Genomic DNA, 18,293 nt, shown 5'->3' with positions numbered 1-18,293 from the left:
GGCCGAACGCGCAGGTCGTAGGACCAGCGGCGGAGCAGGGTCCGGCCAAAACTCGGTGGGCGACGTCAGCGCCGATCCGTACGCTCGCTCCTGATGCCCACGACACCCGCTCCCGCCGAGGAGACCGCCGAGGAGAGCGTCACGGACCGGCCCGAGGGCGCCGGGCCCGCCGAGCGCTCCGCCGTACGCACGCTGCTGCGCCTGTGGCCCTATGTGCGGCCGGTGCGCGCGCGGTTGTCCGCCGCCGCGTCCGTCGCGATCGTCGCCTCCTGCGTGGGGCTGGTGATCCCGCTGGTCCTGAAGTGGCTGGTGGACGGGCCGGTCGCCGACCGGGATCCGCGCGGCGTGTGGCTCGGCGCGCTGTACCTGCTGCTGCTCGGCGTGGCCGAGGCGGTGCTGTTCGGGCTGCGGCGGTGGATGGTGGCGCGGCCGCTGTCGCACGTGGAGGCGGAGATGCGGGCGGACCTCTACCGCCATCTGCAGCGTCTCCCGGTCGCCTTCCACGACCGCTGGGCGTCGGGCCAGCTGCTCTCCCGGGCCACCACCGACCTGATGCTGCTGCGCATGTTCCTCGCCTTCCCGCTGACCTTCCTCCTGGTCAACGGCGTGACGATCCTGGTGGGCGTGACCATCATGCTGGTCCAGGACTGGACGCTGGGCCTGGTGATGCTGGCGCCCGCCGTGCCGCTGATCGCGCTGAGCGCCTTCTTCGAGAAGCGGTACGCGCACGCGGCGCGGCTGGCCCAGGACCAGGTGGGCGACCTGACGACGGTGGTCGAGGAGAGCGTCCTCGGCATCCGCATCGTCAAGGGGTTCGGCCGGCACCGCAGTCAGGCGCGGGCGTTCGCCGGGCTGTCGGCCACCCTGCGCGACACGGAGCTGCGCAAGGCCCGCCTGCTGGCGACGATCTGGGCGGTCATCATGACCCTGCCGGAGGTGGCCATCGGGGCCACGCTGGTGGTGGGCGCGGTCCAGGTGTCGGACGGTTCGCTGTCGGCGGGCACGCTGGTGGCCTTCCTGTCCACGGCGCTCGCCCTGCGCTGGCCGGTGGAGTCGATCGGCTTCCTCCTCGCGATGAGCCAGGAGGCGGCGACGGCGACGGAGCGGTACTTCGAGGTGATGGACGCGGAACCGGAGGCGGACACGGCCCCGAGCGGCGCTTCCACCGTCCCCGATTCCGGCGCCGGCCCCGGGCACACCGGCGGGCTGCGGTTCGAGAACGTCCGGTTCCGCTACCCCGACGCCCCCGAGGACTCCCCGCCGCTGCTCGACGGAGTCGACCTGCACATCCGCCCCGGCGAGTCCCTCGCGCTGGTCGGCGCGACCGGCAGCGGCAAGACCACCCTGACCGCGCTCGTGCCCCGGCTGCACGAGGTCACCTCCGGCCGCGTCACCCTCGACGGCGAGGACATCACCACGATGGACCGGGAACGGCTGCGCTCCCTGGTCGCCGTGGCCTTCGAGGAGCCCACCCTGTTCTCCGCGAGCGTCGGCGACAACGTCCTCATGGGCGCCGGCCCCGAGGCGGGCGCGGCGGACCTGGACCGGGCCCTCGCCGTCGCCCAGGCCGACTTCGCGCACGCGCTGCCGCAGGGCACCGACACCCAGGTCGGCGAGCAGGGCCTGAGCCTGTCCGGCGGCCAGCGCCAGCGTCTCGCGCTCGCCCGCGCGGTCGTCGGCCGCCCCCGGTTCCTCGTCCTGGACGACCCGCTGTCCGCCCTCGACGTGCACACGGAGGCCGCGGTGGAGGCCGCGCTGCGCCGGGTCCTCGCCGACACCACCGCCCTGATCGTGGCGCACCGCCCCTCCACGGTGCTGCTGGCCGACCGCGTCGCCCTGCTGTCCGGCGGCCGGATCGCCGCCCTGGGCACCCACCAGGAACTGCTGCGCACCCACACCGAGTACGCCCGCCTGATGTCGGGCGGATCTTCACCGGATGAGGAGGACGAGGACCGATGACGGCCTCCACCACGTCCGTCCCCGCGGCCGAGGACGAGCAGGACCCGCCGCGCCCGAAGGACGCCGACGACCCCTTCGACCGGGACGTGCTGCCCACTCCCGCGGGCGCGACGGCCGCGCTGCTGCGCTCGCTGCTCGCCCCCATGAAGGCCCGCGTCACCGGGACGACGCTCCTGCTGCTGCTCCAGCAGGCGGCCGTGCAGGCGGGCCCGCTGCTGGTGGCGTACGCGATCGACACCGCCGTACCGGCGCTCGGCGCGCACGACCGCGGACCGCTGGTGGCGGTGGCCGTCGGGTATCTGCTGTGCGCGCTGGCCTCCGGCGCGCTGCAGTGGGCGTTCGTCATCGGCGCGGCCCGGGTCAGCCAGGACGTGCTGCTGGACCTGCGCGGCCGCATCTTCCGGCACGCCCAGGCGCTCAGCGTCGACTTCCACGAGCGCTACACCTCGGGCCGGCTCATCTCCCGCTCCACCACGGACGTGGAGTCGCTGCGGGAACTGCTCAACGAGGGGCTGCAGGAGCTGGTCACGGTCATCCTGTCCTTCGTCTGCATCTCGGCGATGCTGCTCTGGCTGGACCTGGGGCTCGGCGCGGTCGCGGTGGCCTCCTTCGGGCCGCTGTACCTGCTGGTGCGGCTCTACCAGCGGCGCGCCGGGCGGGTGTACCGGGAGCGGTCCACGGCGATCGCGGCGGTGATCGTGAAGTTCGTGGAGACGATGAACGGCATCCGGCCGGTGCGGGCCTTCCGCCGCGAGGCCGCCAACGACGCCGGCTTCGCCGTCCTCAACCACCGCCACGAGCGCGCCAACGGCGACGCCCTGCTGGAGATGGCCCGCTATGTCGTCGGCTCCCGGCTGGTGGCCAACACGGCGATCGCGGCGATGGTGCTGTGGGGCGCGTACCGGGTGACGGACGGCTCGCTGGAGCTGGGCGTGCTGGCGGCGGCGGTGCTCTACCTGCGCCGTCTGTACGACCCGATCGACCGCCTCGGCATGTTCCTCAACTCCTACCAGTCGGCCGCCGCGTCCCTGGAGAAGATCGCGGGCCTGCTGGCCCAGAGGCCGTCGGTGCCCGAACCGTCGGCGCCCCGGCCGCTGCCGCCGCCCGCCTCCGAACTGCCGGGCCGCGAGGTGGTGTTCGACGCGGTCGGCTTCGGCTACCGCACCGGCGGCGAGGTGCTGCCCCGCTTCGACCTGACCATCCCGGCCGGGCAGACCGTCGCGGTGGTCGGCTCCACCGGCGCCGGCAAGTCCACCCTGGCCAAGCTGCTGGCCCGCTTCTACGACCCTTCCTCGGGCCGCGTCCTGCTGGACGGCGTGGACCTGCGCGAGCTGGCCGTGCCCGAGCTGCGGCGCGGGGTGGTGATGGTGACCCAGGAGGCGTTCCTGTTCTCCGGCACGGTCGCCGACAACATCGCCATCGGCCGCCCGGAGGCGAGCCGCGAGGAGATCGAGGCCGCCGCGAAGGCGATCGGCGCGCACGACTTCATCAGCGCCCTGCCCGACGGCTACGACACGGACGTCCGCAAGCGCGGCGGCCGCATCTCGGCGGGCCAGCGCCAACTGGTCGCGTTCGCGCGGGCCCTGCTGGCCGATCCGGCGGTCCTGATCCTCGACGAGGCGACCAGTTCGCTGGACATCCCGGGCGAGCGGGCCGTGCAGCGCGCGATGGCCACGGTGCTGCACGGTCGTACGGCGGTGGTGATCGCCCACCGTCTGTCCACCGTGGAGATCGCCGACCGGGTGCTGGTGATGGAGCACGGCAGGATCGTGGAGGACGGCCGCCCGGCCGAACTGATCGCCGGTGCGGGCCGCTTCGCGGATCTGCACCGGGCCTGGCGCGACAGTCTCGTCTGAGGCTCTGAGGCTCTGAGTGACGGGGATCGGGGGAAGCGTGATCGACGCGTACGAGGATCCGGGGACGCCCGACCGGCGGAGCGGCCGGCACTACCTGTGGTGGCTGGCGCTGTGCCAGCCGGGCCGGTCGGTGGCCGGGGCGGTCCTGGCCAGCACCTGGATGGTGCTGATGGCGGCGACGCCGTACCTGATGGCGCGGGCGGTGGACGACGGGCTCCAGCCGGGCGACACGGCGGCGCTGGCCGGCTGGACGGCCGCGCTGGTCGCGGTCGGCGCCGTCAACGCCTGGGTGTCCATCATGCGGCACCGCACGATGACCAGGCTGCGGATGGACGCCAACTTCCGCACGGTCAAGGTGGTCGTCGACCACGTGGTGCGGCTGGGCGCCGCGCTGCCGCGCCGGGTGGGGGCCGGGGAGGTCCTCACGATCGGCGTCGGCGACGTGCAGACCATCAGCAGGGCGCTCACCGTCATCGGGCCGGGCGTCGGCTCCGTCGTCGTCTACGCGGTGGTGGCCGGGCTGCTGCTGTGGGTCTCGCCGGTGCTCGCGGTGGTGGTGCTGCTGGGGATGCCGGTGATCGCCGTGCTCGTCGGGCCGCTGATGCGGCGGCTCCAGGGCGCCGAGGGCGAGTACCGGGAGCGGCAGGGGCTGCTGACCGCGCGGATCGGCGACCTCGCGGGCGGGCTGCGCGTGCTGGGCGGCCTCGGCGGAAAGGAGCTGTTCGCGGACGCCTTCCGCCGGGACTCGCAGCGGCTGCGCGCGCAGGGCTACCGGGTCGGCGCGGTGACCAGCTGGATGCAGGCGCTCGGGGTGGGCCTGCCGACGCTGTTCCTGGCGGTGGTGACCTGGCTCGGCGCCCGGCTGACCGCCCAGGGCGAGCTGACGGTGGGCGAGCTGGTGTCGGTGTACGGCTATGTCGCCGTCCTGGTCGGCCCGGTGGCCTTCCTGGTGGAGATGGGCTACGACCTCAGCCGGGGAGTGGTGGCGGCCCGCCGGGTGGTGGGGCTGCTGCGGGTGGAGCCGGAGGCCGACACGGGGACCGCGGACGCGCCCGACGGACCCGCGGTGCTCCACGACCCCGAGTCGGACGTGCGGGTGCCGCCGGGGCGGCTCACGGCGCTGGCGTGCGCCCGTACGGCCGACGCGGCGGCGGTCGTGGACCGGCTGGGCCGCTACGAGCCCTCGGACGCCACCTGGGGCGGGCGGCGGCTGGACGAGATCCGGCTCGCGCAGGTACGGGAGCGGATCCTGGTCGCCGACAACGAGGCCGACCTGTTCGCCGGCACCCTCAGGGAGCTGCTGTCGGGGCGCGCGGAGCACCCGGAGGCGGACGTGGTGCGCGCGCTGCACACGGCCGTGGCCGAGGACATCGTGCGGGGACTTCCCGACGGATGGGACTCGGCGGTGGCCGCGCAGGGCCGCAGCCTCTCCGGCGGCCAGCGGCAGCGGGTGCGGCTGGCGCGGGCGCTGCTGGCCGATCCGGAGGTGCTGCTCGCCGTGGAGCCGACCTCGGCGCTCGACGCGCACACCGAGGCGGCGGTCGCGCACCGGCTGCGCGCGGCCCGCGCCGGCCGTACGACGCTGCTGACCACCACCTCGCCGCTGGTGCTGGACCGCGCCGACACCGTGCACTTCCTGGTCGACGGCAAGGTCGCGGCGAGCGGCCGCCACCGCGAACTCCTCACCCGCGAGCCGGGCTACCGGGAGCTGGTGGCGCGGGACGCCGACGCGCTCAGCGCACCGGAGGCGGTCCGATGACGGAACCCACCGAGGGACGGCTGCCGATCGCGGAGCCCGCCGAGGTGCGGCGGGCCGCGGCACGGCTCATCCGCGCCGACGGACGGGCCGTCGCGGTCGTCCTGCTGCTGAACGTGCTGGCCGCGGGGGCGGGCCTCGCCGGGCCCTGGCTGCTCGGCCGGATCGTCGACCACGTCCGGGCGGGCGGCGGCACGGCCGGGGTGGACCGGATGGCGCTCGCCATCGTGGTGTGCGCGCTGGCGCAGCTGCTGCTGGCGCGCTGGGCCCGGTACGCGGGGCACCGCTTCGGCGAACGCACGCTGGCGCGGGTGCGGGAGCAGTTCGTGGACCGGGCGCTGGCGCTGCCCGCGTCGGTCGTGGAGCGGGCCGGCACCGGTGATCTGACCACCCGCGGCACCGCCGACGTGGCGGCCGTCGGCACCACCCTGCGGGACTCGGGCCCCGAACTGCTGGTGTGCGGGATGCAGGCGCTCGCCGTGCTGGTCGCGGTGTTCGTGATCGATCCGCTGCTGGGCGCGGTCGGCGTGCTGGCGCTGACGCCGATCTGGCTGGCGCTGCGCTGGTACCTGCGCCGGGCCCGAGCCGGTTACCTCGCCGAGGGCGCGGCCACCTCCGAGGTCGCGGAGATCCTCGCGGCGACGGCCGCCGGGGCCCGCACGGTGGAGGCGTTCCGGCTGGCCGACCGACGGGTCGCGGCGAGCCGGGACACGCTGGACGCGGCCCGGCGCACCCGCCTCTACACCCTGTTCCTGCGCAGCGTGTTCTTCCCGGCGGTCGAGATCTCCTACACCCTCCCGGTGGCCGGGGTGCTGCTGGTCGGCGGCTTCCTGCACGCGCGGGGCACGGTGAGCCTGGGCGCGGTGGTGGCCGCCGCGCTGTACCTGCGGCAGTTCACCGAGCCGCTGGACCAGATCCTGATGCACGTGGAGCAACTGCAGAGCAGCGGCGCCTCCTTCGCCCGCGTGGAGGGCCTGGCCCGTGCGCCGAGGACGGTCCCGGCCGCCGGTTCGCCCGCCCCGGCGGACGACCGCATCGACGTGCGGGGGGCGCGCTACGCCTACGAGCGCGGCGGCGAGGTGCTCGCCGGGGTGGACCTGACGGTGCGGCCCGGGGAGCGGCTGGCCGTGGTGGGCCCGTCCGGCGCGGGCAAGACCACGCTGAGCCGGCTGCTGGCGGGCGTCGACGCGCCGAGCGCGGGCTCGGTAACGGTGGGCGGGGTGCCGATCGCGGGACTGGAGCCGGAGCGGCTGCGCCGTCAGGTCGTCCTCGTCACCCAGGAGCACCACGTGTTCCTCGGCACGGTCCGCGACAATCTGCGCATCGCCGGACCGGACGCCTCGGACGAGGAGTTGTGGGCGGCGCTGACCGCGGTGGGCGCGGACGCATGGGTACGGGAGCTGCCGGCCGGCCTGGACACCGGGCTGGGCCCCGACGGCTGCCGCACGGACGGCTCCCGGGCCCAGCAACTGGCCCTGGCCCGCGTGGTGCTGGCCGATCCGCACACGCTCGTCCTGGACGAGGCCACGGCGCTCCTCGACCCGGCCACGGCCCGCCACACCGAACGCGCCCTGGCCGCCGTGCTCGCCGGCCGCACGGTCATCGCCGTCGCCCACCGCCTGCACACCGCGCACGACGCGGACCGGGTGGCGGTGATGGAGTCCGGCCGTCTGACCGAACTCGGCACCCACGACGAACTGGTCGCGGCCGACGGCGCGTACGCGGCGCTCTGGCACACCTGGCACGGGGAGCCCGCCGGCCCGGCCTCCGCCGACGACGAGGCCGCGGACGCCCCACCGTGCCCCGATCCGGACCGGGCGCTGTAGCCCGGAGCCGGCTCCCGCCGACGCCACGCGCGCCCCGGCGAGCGGCCCGGGGCGGACGCGGTGAGCGGCGGCCAGGGGGCGGGCGCCGGGCAACGAGCTCGCTGCGGCCGGCGCCGGCGCCGACGCACCGGAGCCGTCCGGGCAGGCCGGCGCACCGGACCCGTCCGGGCGGACCGGAGCCCTCGTCCCGTTCGGACCCGCGGGCGCCCGCAGGCCGCTCCCGGCACGGCGGGCGACTGCGAACCCGCTCCCGGCGACCGGCGCATCGGAGCCGTCCGAGCAGGTCGGCACCCCGGACCCGTCGCGGCAGACGAGCGCCCGCAGGCCGCTCCCGGCACGGCGGGCGCGCCCGAACCCGCTCCCGGCGACCGACGCCGGCGCACCGGAGCCGTCCGGGCAGGCCGGCCCACCGGGCCCGTCCGGGCGGACCGGAGCCCTGGACCCGTCCCGGTAGGCGGGTGCCCGCAGACCGCTCCGGGCGCGGCAGGCGACCCGGATCCCGCTCCCGGTGACCGGTCCTCGGGAGCCGCCCGTGCGGGTGCCTGCTCCCCCGGGCCGTCGACGTGCTCGCGCACGGCGGCATGCGGGGGCCGACCCACCGGGCGGTGGACCGGGCGGCCGGTCTGCCGCCCGGCACCACCTCCGCCTGCTTCCGCACCCGTCGGGCCCTGCTCACGGCTCTGGTACGCCGCCTGGTCGCGCTGGACCACGCCGAACTCCAGGAGGCCGACGAGCGGACGCCGGCGCCGCGCGACGCGGAGGGGCTCGCGGCCGGCCTCGCCGCCCTCGTGGAGCGGCGGCTCACCGGCGACGGACGGCGCACCGCTCCCAGGCGCGCTACGCGTGCGCCATAGACAGCGCCCGCCACCCCGGGCTGCGGGAGATCCTGACGCCGCGCGAGAACGCGGGACGCGAGGCCGTGCGCGCGTTCCTCGCCACGCAGGGCGTGGCCGACCCGACGAGCGGACGCTCACCCTGCTGACCTGCGTGGACGGTCTGGTCTTCGACCGCCTGGTGAACGGCGGCGGCGTGCCGGCCGGACAGATCCGCGGCCTGGTGGCGGCCGCGCTGCGCTGAGGAGGCGTCACCTGCCGTCGGAGGGTGCGAAGGTGTGAGGGCTCGCCCCGACTCACCGGAGGAGAACCGCCGGCATGGCCGTCATCCATCGCACCACCCTCGAACCGACCAAGCTGGAGCTGCTCACCGCCTGGCTGCCCTCCCGCCCCTGGTACCAGGGCGACCCGGGCGCACCTCGTCCGGCCAGGGCGGGCGGCTTCCGGCTGGACGACCCCGAGGGCGAGGTCGGGATCGAGTTCATGGTCGTCAACGACTCCTCCGGGCCGCGGCCGGTCACCTGCCTGGTGCCGCTCACCTACCGCGCCGCCCCGCTCGACGGGGCTCAGGACGCCCTGGTCGGCACCATGGAGCACGGCGTGCTCGGACGGCGCTGGGTCTACGACGGCTGCCACGACCCGGTGCTGGTCGCCCAGTTGGCGGCGTTGATCGACGGGCGGGCCGAGCCCCAGGCGCAGAGCGTCAGCGACACCCCGGACAAGGAGGTCACCGCCGCCCGCGCGACCCTGGACCCGGTCCCGGCCGGCTTCACCGCGCCGACCGACACCGAGGAGGACACCCGGCTGTCCGCGCCGAACGGCGTCACCCTGCGCCTGCACCGGATCCTGCGGCCCGCCCCGGACGCCGCGCCCGTCCCGCCGCGGTCGGCGATCGGCCATGTCGCCGGCGCCTGGGAGCTGCCGGACGGCGCCCGCGCCCACGGACTGTTCGCCACCCTCCACCCCGCCCTCGGCTGACCGCCGCCGGACGCCCGGCGACACCCGCACCCGAGCCCTGCCGCACGTCGCCGCGCGGCAGGGCTCCCAGCCGCGGCCGGGGAGGCGCCGGGGCCGAACGGAGTCCGGCGCCCGGTCGGGCGTCCGGTCCGTATACCGAACATGAACATCCGGACAACGAACGATTTCCAGCCAAGTTGATGACGCGGTCCTGACAAGGACGGCGTCCTCCTGCCACTCTTCCCCTCGGCCGTTCACAGCCATCCCACAGCACCCCCCACCGTCTCGCGGCTGTGGTCCGGCCGGCATCCCGCCGTTCGGCGCCGTGCACCTCGCGCGCCTCGCACCTCGGCACCGCGCACGTCAGCACCAGGCACGTCAGCACGGCGCACCTCGGCACCTGGCACTTCGCACTTCGGCACTTCGCACTTCGGCACTTCGGCACTTCGCAGTTCTGCCCGGACGGCTCACCCCCCGTCCGGATCTCCCCAATGGCCGCGCGACCCGTGGCCACGCAGAAGGAGTCAGTGTTGAGTAGCAGCAGCTCTCGCAGACGCACCTCCCACATCACCCACCGCCGGGCCGCGGGCGTCGCCCTGGCCGGTGTCGCCGCCCTCATCGCCACGGCCGTCCAGTCGGGCGCCGCCAGCGCCGCGCCCACGCAGGCGCCGCACCCCGGCAAGCTCAACCCGGCGCACGTCGCCGTGAGGCTCACGCCCTCGCAGCGCGCGGAGCTGATCCGCGACGCCGACGGCGCCAAGGCGACCACGGCCAAGGACCTCGGGCTCGGCGCCCAGGAGAAGCTGGTCGTCAAGGACGTCGTGAAGGACGCCGACGGCACCCTCCACACCCGTTACGAGCGCACCTACGCCGGCCTGCCCGTCCTCGGCGGCGACCTGGTCGTGGACACCGCGAAGTCGGGGCGGACCGAGCGGGTCGTGAAGGCCACGAAGGCGGCCGTGCAGGTGCTCAGCCTCACGCCGGCCGTGTCGAAGGCGACCGCGGAGAAGCAGGCACTGCGCACCGCGCAGGCGCTCGGCGCGGAGAAGACCTCGGTGGCCCCCTCCTCCCGCAAGGTCGTCTGGGCGGCCGACGGCACGCCGGTGCTGGCGTACGAGACGGTGATCGGCGGGCTCCAGGACGACGGCACGCCGAACCAGCTGCACGTCATCACGGACGCGAGCACCGGCAAGGAGCTGTTCCGGTACCAGGGCATCGAGACCGGTGTCGGCAACACCCAGTACAGCGGGCAGGTCTCGCTGACGACGACCCAGTCGGGTTCGACGTACACGCTGAACGACGGCTCGCGCGGCGGCCACAAGACGTACAACCTCAACCACGGCTCGTCCGGCACCGGGACGCTGTTCTCGCAGTCCAGCGACACCTGGGGCAACAGCACCACGTCGAACGCGGCCACCGCGGCGGCCGACGCGCACTACGGCGCGGCCGTCACCTGGGACTTCTACAAGTCCACCTTCGGCCGCAGCGGCATCCGCAACGACGGCAAGGCGGCGTACTCGCGCGTCCACTACGGCAACTCGTACGTGAACGCGTTCTGGGACGACAGCTGCTTCTGCATGACCTACGGCGACGGCTCGGGCAACGCCGACCCGCTGACCTCGCTGGACGTGGCCGGCCACGAGATGAGCCACGGCGTCACCTCCAACACCGCCGGCCTCAACTACAGCGGGGAGTCCGGCGGCCTGAACGAGGCCACCTCGGACATCTTCGGCACCGGCGTGGAGTTCTACGCCAACAACAGCACGGACGTCGGCGACTACCTCATCGGCGAGAAGATCGACATCAACGGCGACGGCACCCCGCTGCGCTACATGGACAAGCCCAGCAAGGACGGCGCCTCGGCCGACTCCTGGTCCTCGGGCGTGGGCAGCAAGGACGTGCACTACTCGTCCGGCGTCGCCAACCACTTCTTCTACCTGCTGAGCGAGGGCAGCGGCGCCAAGGTCATCAACGGCGTCAGCTACAACTCGCCCACCTCGGACGGGCTTCCGGTCACCGGCATCGGCCGGGACAAGGCGCTGCAGATCTGGTACCGGGCGCTGACCACGAAGTTCACCTCCACCACCAACTACGCGAGCGCCCGCACCGGCTCCCTCGCGGCGGCCGGCGAGCTGTACGGCACCACCAGCGCCGAGTACAAGGCGGTGCAGGACGCCTGGGCGGCCGTGAACGTCGGCTCGCGCTCGGACGGCGGTGGCGGCGACCCGGGCGACCCGGGCGACGGCTCGACGTTCGAGAACACCTCCGACGTCCAGATCCCGGACTACGGCTCGGCGGTCACCTCGTCCATCACGGTCTCCGGGCGCACCGGCAAGGCGCCCTCCAACCTCCAGGTCACGGTCGACATCGTGCACACCTGGAGCGGTGACCTCCAGATCGACCTGGTCGCCCCCGACGGCTCGACGTACCGGCTCAAGAGCAGCGGCTACGACCCGACGCCGGACGTGCACAAGACCTACACGGTCAACGCCTCCTCCGAGACGGCCAACGGCACCTGGAAGCTGAAGGTCCAGGACAAGGGTCCGCAGGACACCGGCTACATCGACGGCTGGAAACTGACCTTCCCGTAAAGGCCTCTTGTAGACCGACTCGGTCCCAGGTCAGGGCGCCGTTCCGGTGGTGAAGCACCTGGAACGGCGCCCGTTCACATCCCCGAAACATCAACCGGCTCGTCATTTTTCGGCCAACATCACTTCGGGGTCATGACATGTACGCGCCCTAGGTGCCACTCTTCCTGTCACCCGCCGCACAGCAACCTGACACCCGATCCGGTCCGGCAACCCCACGCCGGGCGGACTCCCCCACAAAAGGAGCTCGTGTGACTCCCCGCTACGCGCGTCACAAGCGCACCACTCTGGCCGTCGCCACCGCCGTCGCCGCCGGAGCCCTCCTCAGCACCGGTCTGACCACCAGTGCTTCGGCGCAGGCCGAGTCCGACGCCACCACCCTCGCCGCCGCGCCCACCACCCTGACCGCCGCGGCCCGCACCTCGCTCATCCAGCAGGCGCAGACCGACGCGGCCGAGACGGCGCAGAGCATAGGCCTGGGCGCCAAGGAGAAGCTGGTCGTCAAGGACGTCGTGAAGGACGCCGACGGCACGGTGCACACCCGCTACGAGCGCACCTACGCCGGTCTGCCCGTCCTCGGCGGCGACCTGATCGTCCACTCCAAGGCCGGCAAGACCGAGGGCGTCACCAAGGCCGTCAAGGCGACCATCAAGGTGGCCTCGCTGACGCCGAAGGTCACCCCGGCCAAGGCCGAGAAGCAGGCCGTGGGCCTGGCCAAGGACGCCGGCTCGGCGTCCACCGCCGCCGACCAGGCGCCGCGCAAGGTCGTCTGGGCGGGCAACGGCACCCCGGTCCTCGCCTACGAGACGGTCGTCGGCGGCCTCCAGGACGACGGCACCCCCAACCAGCTGCACGTCATCACCGACGCGGCCACCGGGAAGAAGCTCTTCGAGTACCAGGGCATCGAGAACGCGACCGGCACCGGCAAGACCCTGTACTCCGGCTCCGTCAGCCTCACCACCACCCTGTCGGGCTCGACGTACCAGCTGTACGACACCTCGCGCGGCGGGCACAAGACGTACAACCTGGCGCACAAGACGTCCGGCACCGGCTCGCTGTTCACCGACGCGGACAACGTGTGGGGCACCGGCGCCGCCTCCAGCTCCAGCACCGACCAGACGGCCGCCGCCGACGCCGCCTACGGCGCGCAGGAGACCTGGGACTTCTACAAGAGCACGTTCGGCCGCACCGGCATCAAGAACAACGGCGTCGGCGCCTACTCCCGCGTCCACTACGGCAACTCGTACGTGAACGCGTTCTGGGACGACAGCTGCTTCTGCATGACCTACGGCGACGGCTCGGGCAACAACCACCCGCTGACCTCGCTGGACGTGGCCGGCCACGAGATGAGCCACGGCGTCACCTCCAACACCGCCGGCCTCAACTACAGCGGGGAGTCCGGCGGCCTGAACGAGGCCACCTCGGACATCTTCGGCACCGGCGTGGAGTTCTACGCCAACAACGCCTCCGACAAGGGCGACTACCTCATCGGCGAGAAGATCGACATCAACGGCGACGGCACCCCGCTGCGCTACATGGACAAGCCCAGCAAGGACGGCGGCTCCGCCGACTACTGGTCGTCCTCGGTGGGCAACAAGGACGTGCACTACTCGTCCGGCGTCGCCAACCACTTCTTCTACCTCCTGAGCGAGGGCAGCGGCGCCAAGACGATCAACGGCGTCAGCTACAACTCGCCGACGTACAACGGCGCCGCGGTCACCGGCATCGGCCGGGACAAGGCGCTGCAGATCTGGTACAAGGCGCTGACCACGTACATGACGTCCACCACCAACTACAAGAGCGCCCGCACGGCGACCCTGAGCGCGGCCTCGGCCCTGTACGGCTCGACCAGCGCCGAGTACAAGGCGGTCGCGGCGGCCTGGACCGCGGTGAACGTCAGCTGAACAGGGGGTAGTTGACGTACTGCGGCACCCGGGAGGAGGGATCTTCCGGGTGCCGTCCTACTCTTGGGTCCCATGTCTTCGGCCAACTTCACCTACGAGGAGGTCGGCGCGACCCGTGAACAGGGCCACTGCCCGCCCGGCTTCCACCCCCTGCACGTGCGCGCCCGCATCGGCGAGGGCGAGGAGGTGTTCCGGCGGGCCGCCGAGGCCGTGCTCACCTGGGAGATGCACCGCGCCCTCGGGGTCGGCGTCGCCACGGCCGCCGAGCGCGCCGCGCCCGGCGCGGACGTCACCGTGACCCTCGCCGGCGTCGTCAGGGCGCCCTGCCGCGTCGTGTGGACGGTCGAGGAGCCCCGCCGCGCCGGCTGGGCCTACGGCACGCTGACCGGCCACCCGGAGTGCGGCGAGGAGTCCTTCGTCGTGGACCGCACCGGCGACGGCACGGTCTGGCTCACGGTGAACGCCTTCAGCCGCGCCGCCAAGTGGTACGCCCGCGCCGGCGGCCCCGCCACCCGCGCCCTCCAGCACGCCTACGCCCGCCGCTGCGCGAAGGTCCTGCGCGACCTGTGCGCGGAGGCCGACCCGGACGCCTGAGCGCCCCGGGAGCCGGGGGCCGGGGCGGGAGGTGCTCCCCGCCCCGGCCCCCGGTCCGCGCGGTCAGCGCAGCAGCACTCCCGCTCCGCCCGTCGCCCCCTCCGAGGGGACCGTCATCAGGCCCAGTTCCGCGGTGGAGGCGAGCAGACGGTGGGAGGGGAGGATGCGGACCGTGTAGCCGCAGGGGCCGGTACGGTCCAGGGAAAGGGGGCCCTCGTAGACCCAGTGGCCGTCGGGGTCGGGGGCGCCCGCGGGTTTCAGCGCGACGGCGGTGGCGTCCGCGATGCGGTCCTCCTCGTCGACCCGGCCTGACACCGCCTGCACCTCGATGTCGTCCGGGCCCAGGCCGCCCAGCCCGACCCGCACCCGCAGCCCGAGGGTGCTGCCGAGTTCGGCGGTGGCCGACCCGGCGGAGGTCTCCACGTGGTCGACCGTCACCTCGTGCCAGGCCGCCCGCACCCGCGCCTTCCACCGCGCCAGCTCACGCGCCGCGTCCGGGCCCAGCGCGCGATGGGCGTGCGCGGCGGGGGTGTACAGCCGTTCGACGTACTCGCGGACCATGCGCCCCGCCAGCACCTTCGGGCCGAGCAGGGTCAGGGTCCGGCGGACCATCTCGATCCAGCGGTCGGGCAGCCCCGCCCGGCCGCGCTCGTAGAAGCGGGGCGCGACCCGCTGCTCCAGCAGGTCGTACAGCGCGGCGGCCTCCACGTCGTCGCGGTGGTCGGCGTCCTCCCCCGTCGCCGGCCGCGCGGGGGAACCCCCGTCCGCGCCGTCCGCCGTCGGCACCGCCCACCCGAAGTCGGGCTGGTACCACTCGTCCCACCAGCCGTCCAGCACCGACAGGTTGAGGCACCCGTTCAGGGCCGCCTTCATCCCCGAGGTGCCGCACGCCTCCAGCGGCCGCAGCGGGTTGTTCAGCCACACGTCGCAGCCGTGGTACAGCTTCTGCGCCATCGCCATGCCGTAGTCGGGCAGGAAGACGATCCGGTGCCGTACGCGCGGGTCGTCGGCGAAGCGGACCAGTTCCTGGATGAGCCGCTTGCCGCCGTCGTCCGCCGGGTGCGCCTTGCCCGCGACCACGATCTGGATCGGCCGCTCGGGGTGCAGCAGCAGGTCCATCAGCCGGTCGCGGTCGCGCAGCATCAGCGTCAGCCGCTTGTACGAGGGCACCCGGCGCGCGAAGCCGATGGTCAGCACCTCCGGGTCGAGCACGCCCTCGACCCAGCCCAGCTCCGCGGCGCCCGCGCCGCGCTGCCGCCACGACGCCCACAGCCGTCGGCGCACCTCCTCCACCAGCTGCCCGCGCAGCTCCCGGCGCAGCTCCCAGACGTCCTCGTCGGCGATGTCGGCGACCGAGTCCCAGCGGTCGGAGCCGCCCACCGACAGCGCGTCCTCGGCGCGCTGCGCCCCGATCTGCCGGGCGCCGAGCCGGAACACCTCCGGCGCCACCCAGGTGGGCGCGTGCACCCCGTTGGTCACCGAGGTGATCGGCACCTCGTCGGCGTCGAACCCCGGCCACAACCCGGAGAACATCTCGCGGCTGACCCTGCCGTGCAGCAGCGACACCCCGTTGGCGCGCTGGGCGAGCCTGAGCCCCATCACGGCCATGTTGAACAGGTTCGGCTCGCCGCCCGGATACGTCTCCATGCCGAGCTGCAGGATCCGCTGCACGTCGATGCCCGGCAGCTCGCCCTCGGGGCCGAAGTGGCGGGCGACCAGTTCCCGGTCGAAGCGGTCGATGCCCGCCGGGACGGGCGTGTGGGTGGTGAACACCGTGCCCGCGCGCACCGCCTCCAGGCCGGCGTCGAAGTCGAGCCCGCCGGCGCACAGCTCCGCGATCCGCTCCAGCCCGAGAAAGCCCGCGTGTCCCTCGTTGGTGTGGAAGACCTCCGGCTCGGGGTGCCCGGTGAGCCGGCAGTACGTCCGCACCGCCCGCACCCCTCCTATGCCGAGCAGCATCTCCTGGAGCAGCCGGTGCTCGCTGCCGCCGCCGTAGAGCCGGTCGGTCACACCGCGCTCGCCGAGGTCGTTCTCCTCCACGTCGGAGTCCAGCATCAGCAGCGGGATCCGGCCGACCTGGGCCAGCCAGATCCGGGCGTGCAGCGACCTGCCGCGGGGCAGCGCGAGGGAGACCCGGGCGGGGCTGCCGTCGGCCTCGGCCAGCGGGGTGACGGGCAGTTCGTTGGGGTCCAGCACCGGATAGTGCTCCTGCTGCCAGCCGTCCCGGGAGAGGGACTGGCGGAAGTACCCGTGCCGGTACAGCAGCCCCACGCCGATCAGCGGCACCCCGAGGTCGCTGGCGGCCTTCAGATGGTCGCCGGCGAGGATGCCGAGGCCGCCGGAGTACTGCGGCAGGGCGGCGGTGACGCCGAACTCGGGCGAGAAGTAGGCGATCGCGGCCGGCAGCCCGGCGGGCTGCTCCTGGTACCAGCGGTCGCCGCTCACGTAGTCGTGCAGGTCGTCGGCGACGGCGGTCAGCCGGCGCCGGAAGCGGCGGTCGCCGGCCAGCTCGGCGAGCCGGGCCGCGGGCACGCTGCCCAGCAGCCGTACCGGATCGCCGCCCGAGGAGGACCAGCGCTCGGGGTCGACGGACTGGAAGAGGTCACGCGTCTCGGCATGCCATGACCAGCGCAGATTGCGGGCCAGCTCGCTGAGCGGTCGTAGGGGCTCGGGGAGAACGGGACGGACGGTGAACCGACGGATCGCCTTCACACTCCACCTCGGCGCGTTCGCTGATGGACGCATGGCACGGCGCGCTTCGCCGAAAGCGCGCACGACACCTTGCGCTTCGCTGGAAGGACGCACGGCACTGTGCGCCCCGTCACTCAAAACCGTACCTGTCATGGCGTGGGCAGGGCCGGGACCGACGCCGCCGGTCCTGGGCCGTCGACCTGAACGGCTTCGTCCCGGCACGCCGGGAATCGGCCATTTTCCCGGCCCCGGATGCCGGGGCGTGGCGGTGTGCGTGCGGGGTACGCGCCCAGTGGATGAGGTATCCGGCCAGGTCTCCGGCGCTCTTCGGCGGCGGGGATCGGCCTGTCGAACACGTTTACGCAGCTACAGGGGGTGCAGCGGCCGAACGCCGGTTCCGGCTTCACGCCTGGCCGGACAGGGCCGGTCTTGTGTGTGGACATACGCATGAGTAGTTAACAAAGTGCCGGAATGCTCACCCGAACAGGGTGGGAAGGCTCCTCCGGTACACCCGACCGGCCCCAGGCACATCCAGAGGTACATCCGCACCCCGGCTCACCCCGGCAGACCCCGCAGGACCCACCTCCCCACACACATCCGCCCACACCCTCGTTGACGCGGACAGGAGCGGTCATGCCCGCCAAGCACCACTCGGCAGCACCCCCGACCACCAGCAGGAGCAGCAGGCGCCCGCGCGACGCCGGTCCACCGGCCGCGGACCCCGGCTCCCGTCCCTCGCCGAAGGACGCCGCCACGGGGGAGGCCACCGCCGTCGGCCGGATCCCCGTGCTGGACGTCCGGCCGGTGGTCCAGCACGGCCGCAGGCCCGCCAAGGCGGTGACCGGCGAGTCGTTCGAGATCTCGGCCACCGTGTTCCGCGAGGGCCACGACGCCGTGGCCGCCGACGTCGTCCTGCGCGATCCGCGGGGCCGTCCGGGTCCGTGGACGCCGATGCGCGAGCTGGCCCCCGGCACGGACCGCTGGGGCGCGACCGTCACCGTCGGCGAGCCCGGCCGCTGGACGTACTCGGTGGAGGCCTGGAGCGATCCGGTGACCACCTGGCGCCACCACGCGCGGATCAAGATCCCGGCGGGCCAGGACACCGAACTGGTATTGGAGGAGGGCGCGCGCCTGTACGAGCGGGCCGCCGCCGGGGTGCCCGAGGACGAGGAGGGCAGGGCCGCCGTGCTGGCCGCCGTGGCGGCCCTGCGCGACGACGGCCGCCCGGCCGCCTCACGCCTGGCGGCGGCGTTGACGCCGGAGGTGGACGCGGTCCTGGCCCGCCACCCGCTGCGCGAGCTGGTCACCGCCTCCACGCCCCTGCCCCTC

The 18,293-nt window shown here is 73.9% G+C and carries 10 protein-coding genes and 1 pseudogene; 10 read left to right on the top strand and 1 reads right to left on the bottom strand.

Annotated elements, in window-relative coordinates; translation table 11 throughout:
* Positions 1 to 93 precede the first annotated feature (93 nt).
* From ACH5A8_RS28255 to ACH5A8_RS28215, 9 genes and pseudogenes are all read left to right on the top strand, one after another.
* Positions 94 to 1,959 carry an ABC transporter ATP-binding protein gene (locus tag ACH5A8_RS28255; protein WP_399006619.1) on the top strand — a complete coding sequence of 622 codons (1,866 nt, stop codon included), beginning with the start codon at positions 94 to 96 and terminating at the stop codon, positions 1,957 to 1,959.
* On the top strand, positions 1,956 to 3,815 hold the full coding sequence (locus tag ACH5A8_RS28250; protein WP_399006617.1) for an ABC transporter ATP-binding protein: 1,860 nt from the start codon (positions 1,956 to 1,958) through the stop codon (positions 3,813 to 3,815). Before ACH5A8_RS28255 ends, ACH5A8_RS28250 begins: the two co-directional genes overlap by 4 nt.
* A 37-nt stretch (positions 3,816 to 3,852) precedes the next feature.
* A complete protein-coding gene (locus tag ACH5A8_RS28245) occupies positions 3,853 to 5,574 on the top strand; it encodes an ABC transporter ATP-binding protein (protein WP_399006615.1) in 1,722 nt (573 codons plus the stop codon).
* Positions 5,571 to 7,397 (top strand): ABC transporter ATP-binding protein, encoded by a 1,827-nt coding sequence (locus tag ACH5A8_RS28240; protein WP_399006613.1) that lies wholly within the window; start codon positions 5,571 to 5,573, stop codon positions 7,395 to 7,397. Before ACH5A8_RS28245 ends, ACH5A8_RS28240 begins: the two co-directional genes overlap by 4 nt.
* A 581-nt stretch (positions 7,398 to 7,978) precedes the next feature.
* Positions 7,979 to 8,474 (top strand): annotated as a pseudogene (locus ACH5A8_RS28235) (TetR/AcrR family transcriptional regulator).
* Positions 8,475 to 8,548: 74 nt separating this feature from the next.
* A complete protein-coding gene (locus ACH5A8_RS28230; protein WP_399006611.1) occupies positions 8,549 to 9,208 on the top strand; it encodes a 1,4-alpha-glucan branching protein in 660 nt (219 codons plus the stop codon).
* A 509-nt stretch (positions 9,209 to 9,717) separates the two neighbouring features.
* Complete coding sequence (locus tag ACH5A8_RS28225) at positions 9,718 to 11,778, top strand: M4 family metallopeptidase (protein ID WP_399006610.1); 2,061 nt, start codon at positions 9,718 to 9,720, stop codon at positions 11,776 to 11,778.
* Between the two features lie 248 nt (positions 11,779 to 12,026).
* Positions 12,027 to 13,679, top strand: a complete 1,653-nt coding sequence (locus ACH5A8_RS28220; RefSeq protein ID WP_399006608.1) for a M4 family metallopeptidase — start codon at positions 12,027 to 12,029, stop codon at positions 13,677 to 13,679.
* A 72-nt stretch (positions 13,680 to 13,751) separates the two neighbouring features.
* On the top strand, positions 13,752 to 14,273 hold the full coding sequence (locus ACH5A8_RS28215) for a DUF1990 domain-containing protein (protein ID WP_399006606.1): 522 nt from the start codon (positions 13,752 to 13,754) through the stop codon (positions 14,271 to 14,273).
* 63 nt (positions 14,274 to 14,336) lie between these two features.
* Here ACH5A8_RS28215 and ACH5A8_RS28210 read toward each other — a convergent pair whose 3' ends face one another.
* Positions 14,337 to 16,985 carry a glycosyltransferase family 1 protein gene (locus tag ACH5A8_RS28210; RefSeq protein WP_399006605.1) on the bottom strand — a complete coding sequence of 883 codons (2,649 nt, stop codon included), beginning with the start codon at positions 16,983 to 16,985 and terminating at the stop codon, positions 14,337 to 14,339.
* Positions 16,986 to 17,597: 612 nt separating this feature from the next.
* Between ACH5A8_RS28210 and ACH5A8_RS28205 the strand changes: the two genes are divergently transcribed.
* Positions 17,598 to 18,293, top strand: a 696-nt coding sequence (locus ACH5A8_RS28205; protein ID WP_399006603.1) for a maltotransferase domain-containing protein, incomplete at its 3' end; no start/stop codon positions are given.

The sequence above is a fragment of the Streptomyces sp. NPDC018610 genome (assembly GCF_044391765.1).
Classification (GTDB): domain Bacteria; phylum Actinomycetota; class Actinomycetes; order Streptomycetales; family Streptomycetaceae; genus Streptomyces.
This window is presented reverse-complemented; position numbering and strand designations above follow the sequence as displayed.

Coding starts and splice junctions, on each gene's coding strand:
- ACH5A8_RS28255 (WP_399006619.1), top strand. CDS start 94: ATGCCCACGACACCCGCTCCCGCCGAGGAGACCGCCGAGGAGAGCGTC.
- ACH5A8_RS28250 (WP_399006617.1), top strand. CDS start 1,956: ATGACGGCCTCCACCACGTCCGTCCCCGCGGCCGAGGACGAGCAGGAC.
- ACH5A8_RS28240 (WP_399006613.1), top strand. CDS start 5,571: ATGACGGAACCCACCGAGGGACGGCTGCCGATCGCGGAGCCCGCCGAG.
- ACH5A8_RS28230 (WP_399006611.1), top strand. CDS start 8,549: ATGGCCGTCATCCATCGCACCACCCTCGAACCGACCAAGCTGGAGCTG.
- ACH5A8_RS28215 (WP_399006606.1), top strand. CDS start 13,752: ATGTCTTCGGCCAACTTCACCTACGAGGAGGTCGGCGCGACCCGTGAA.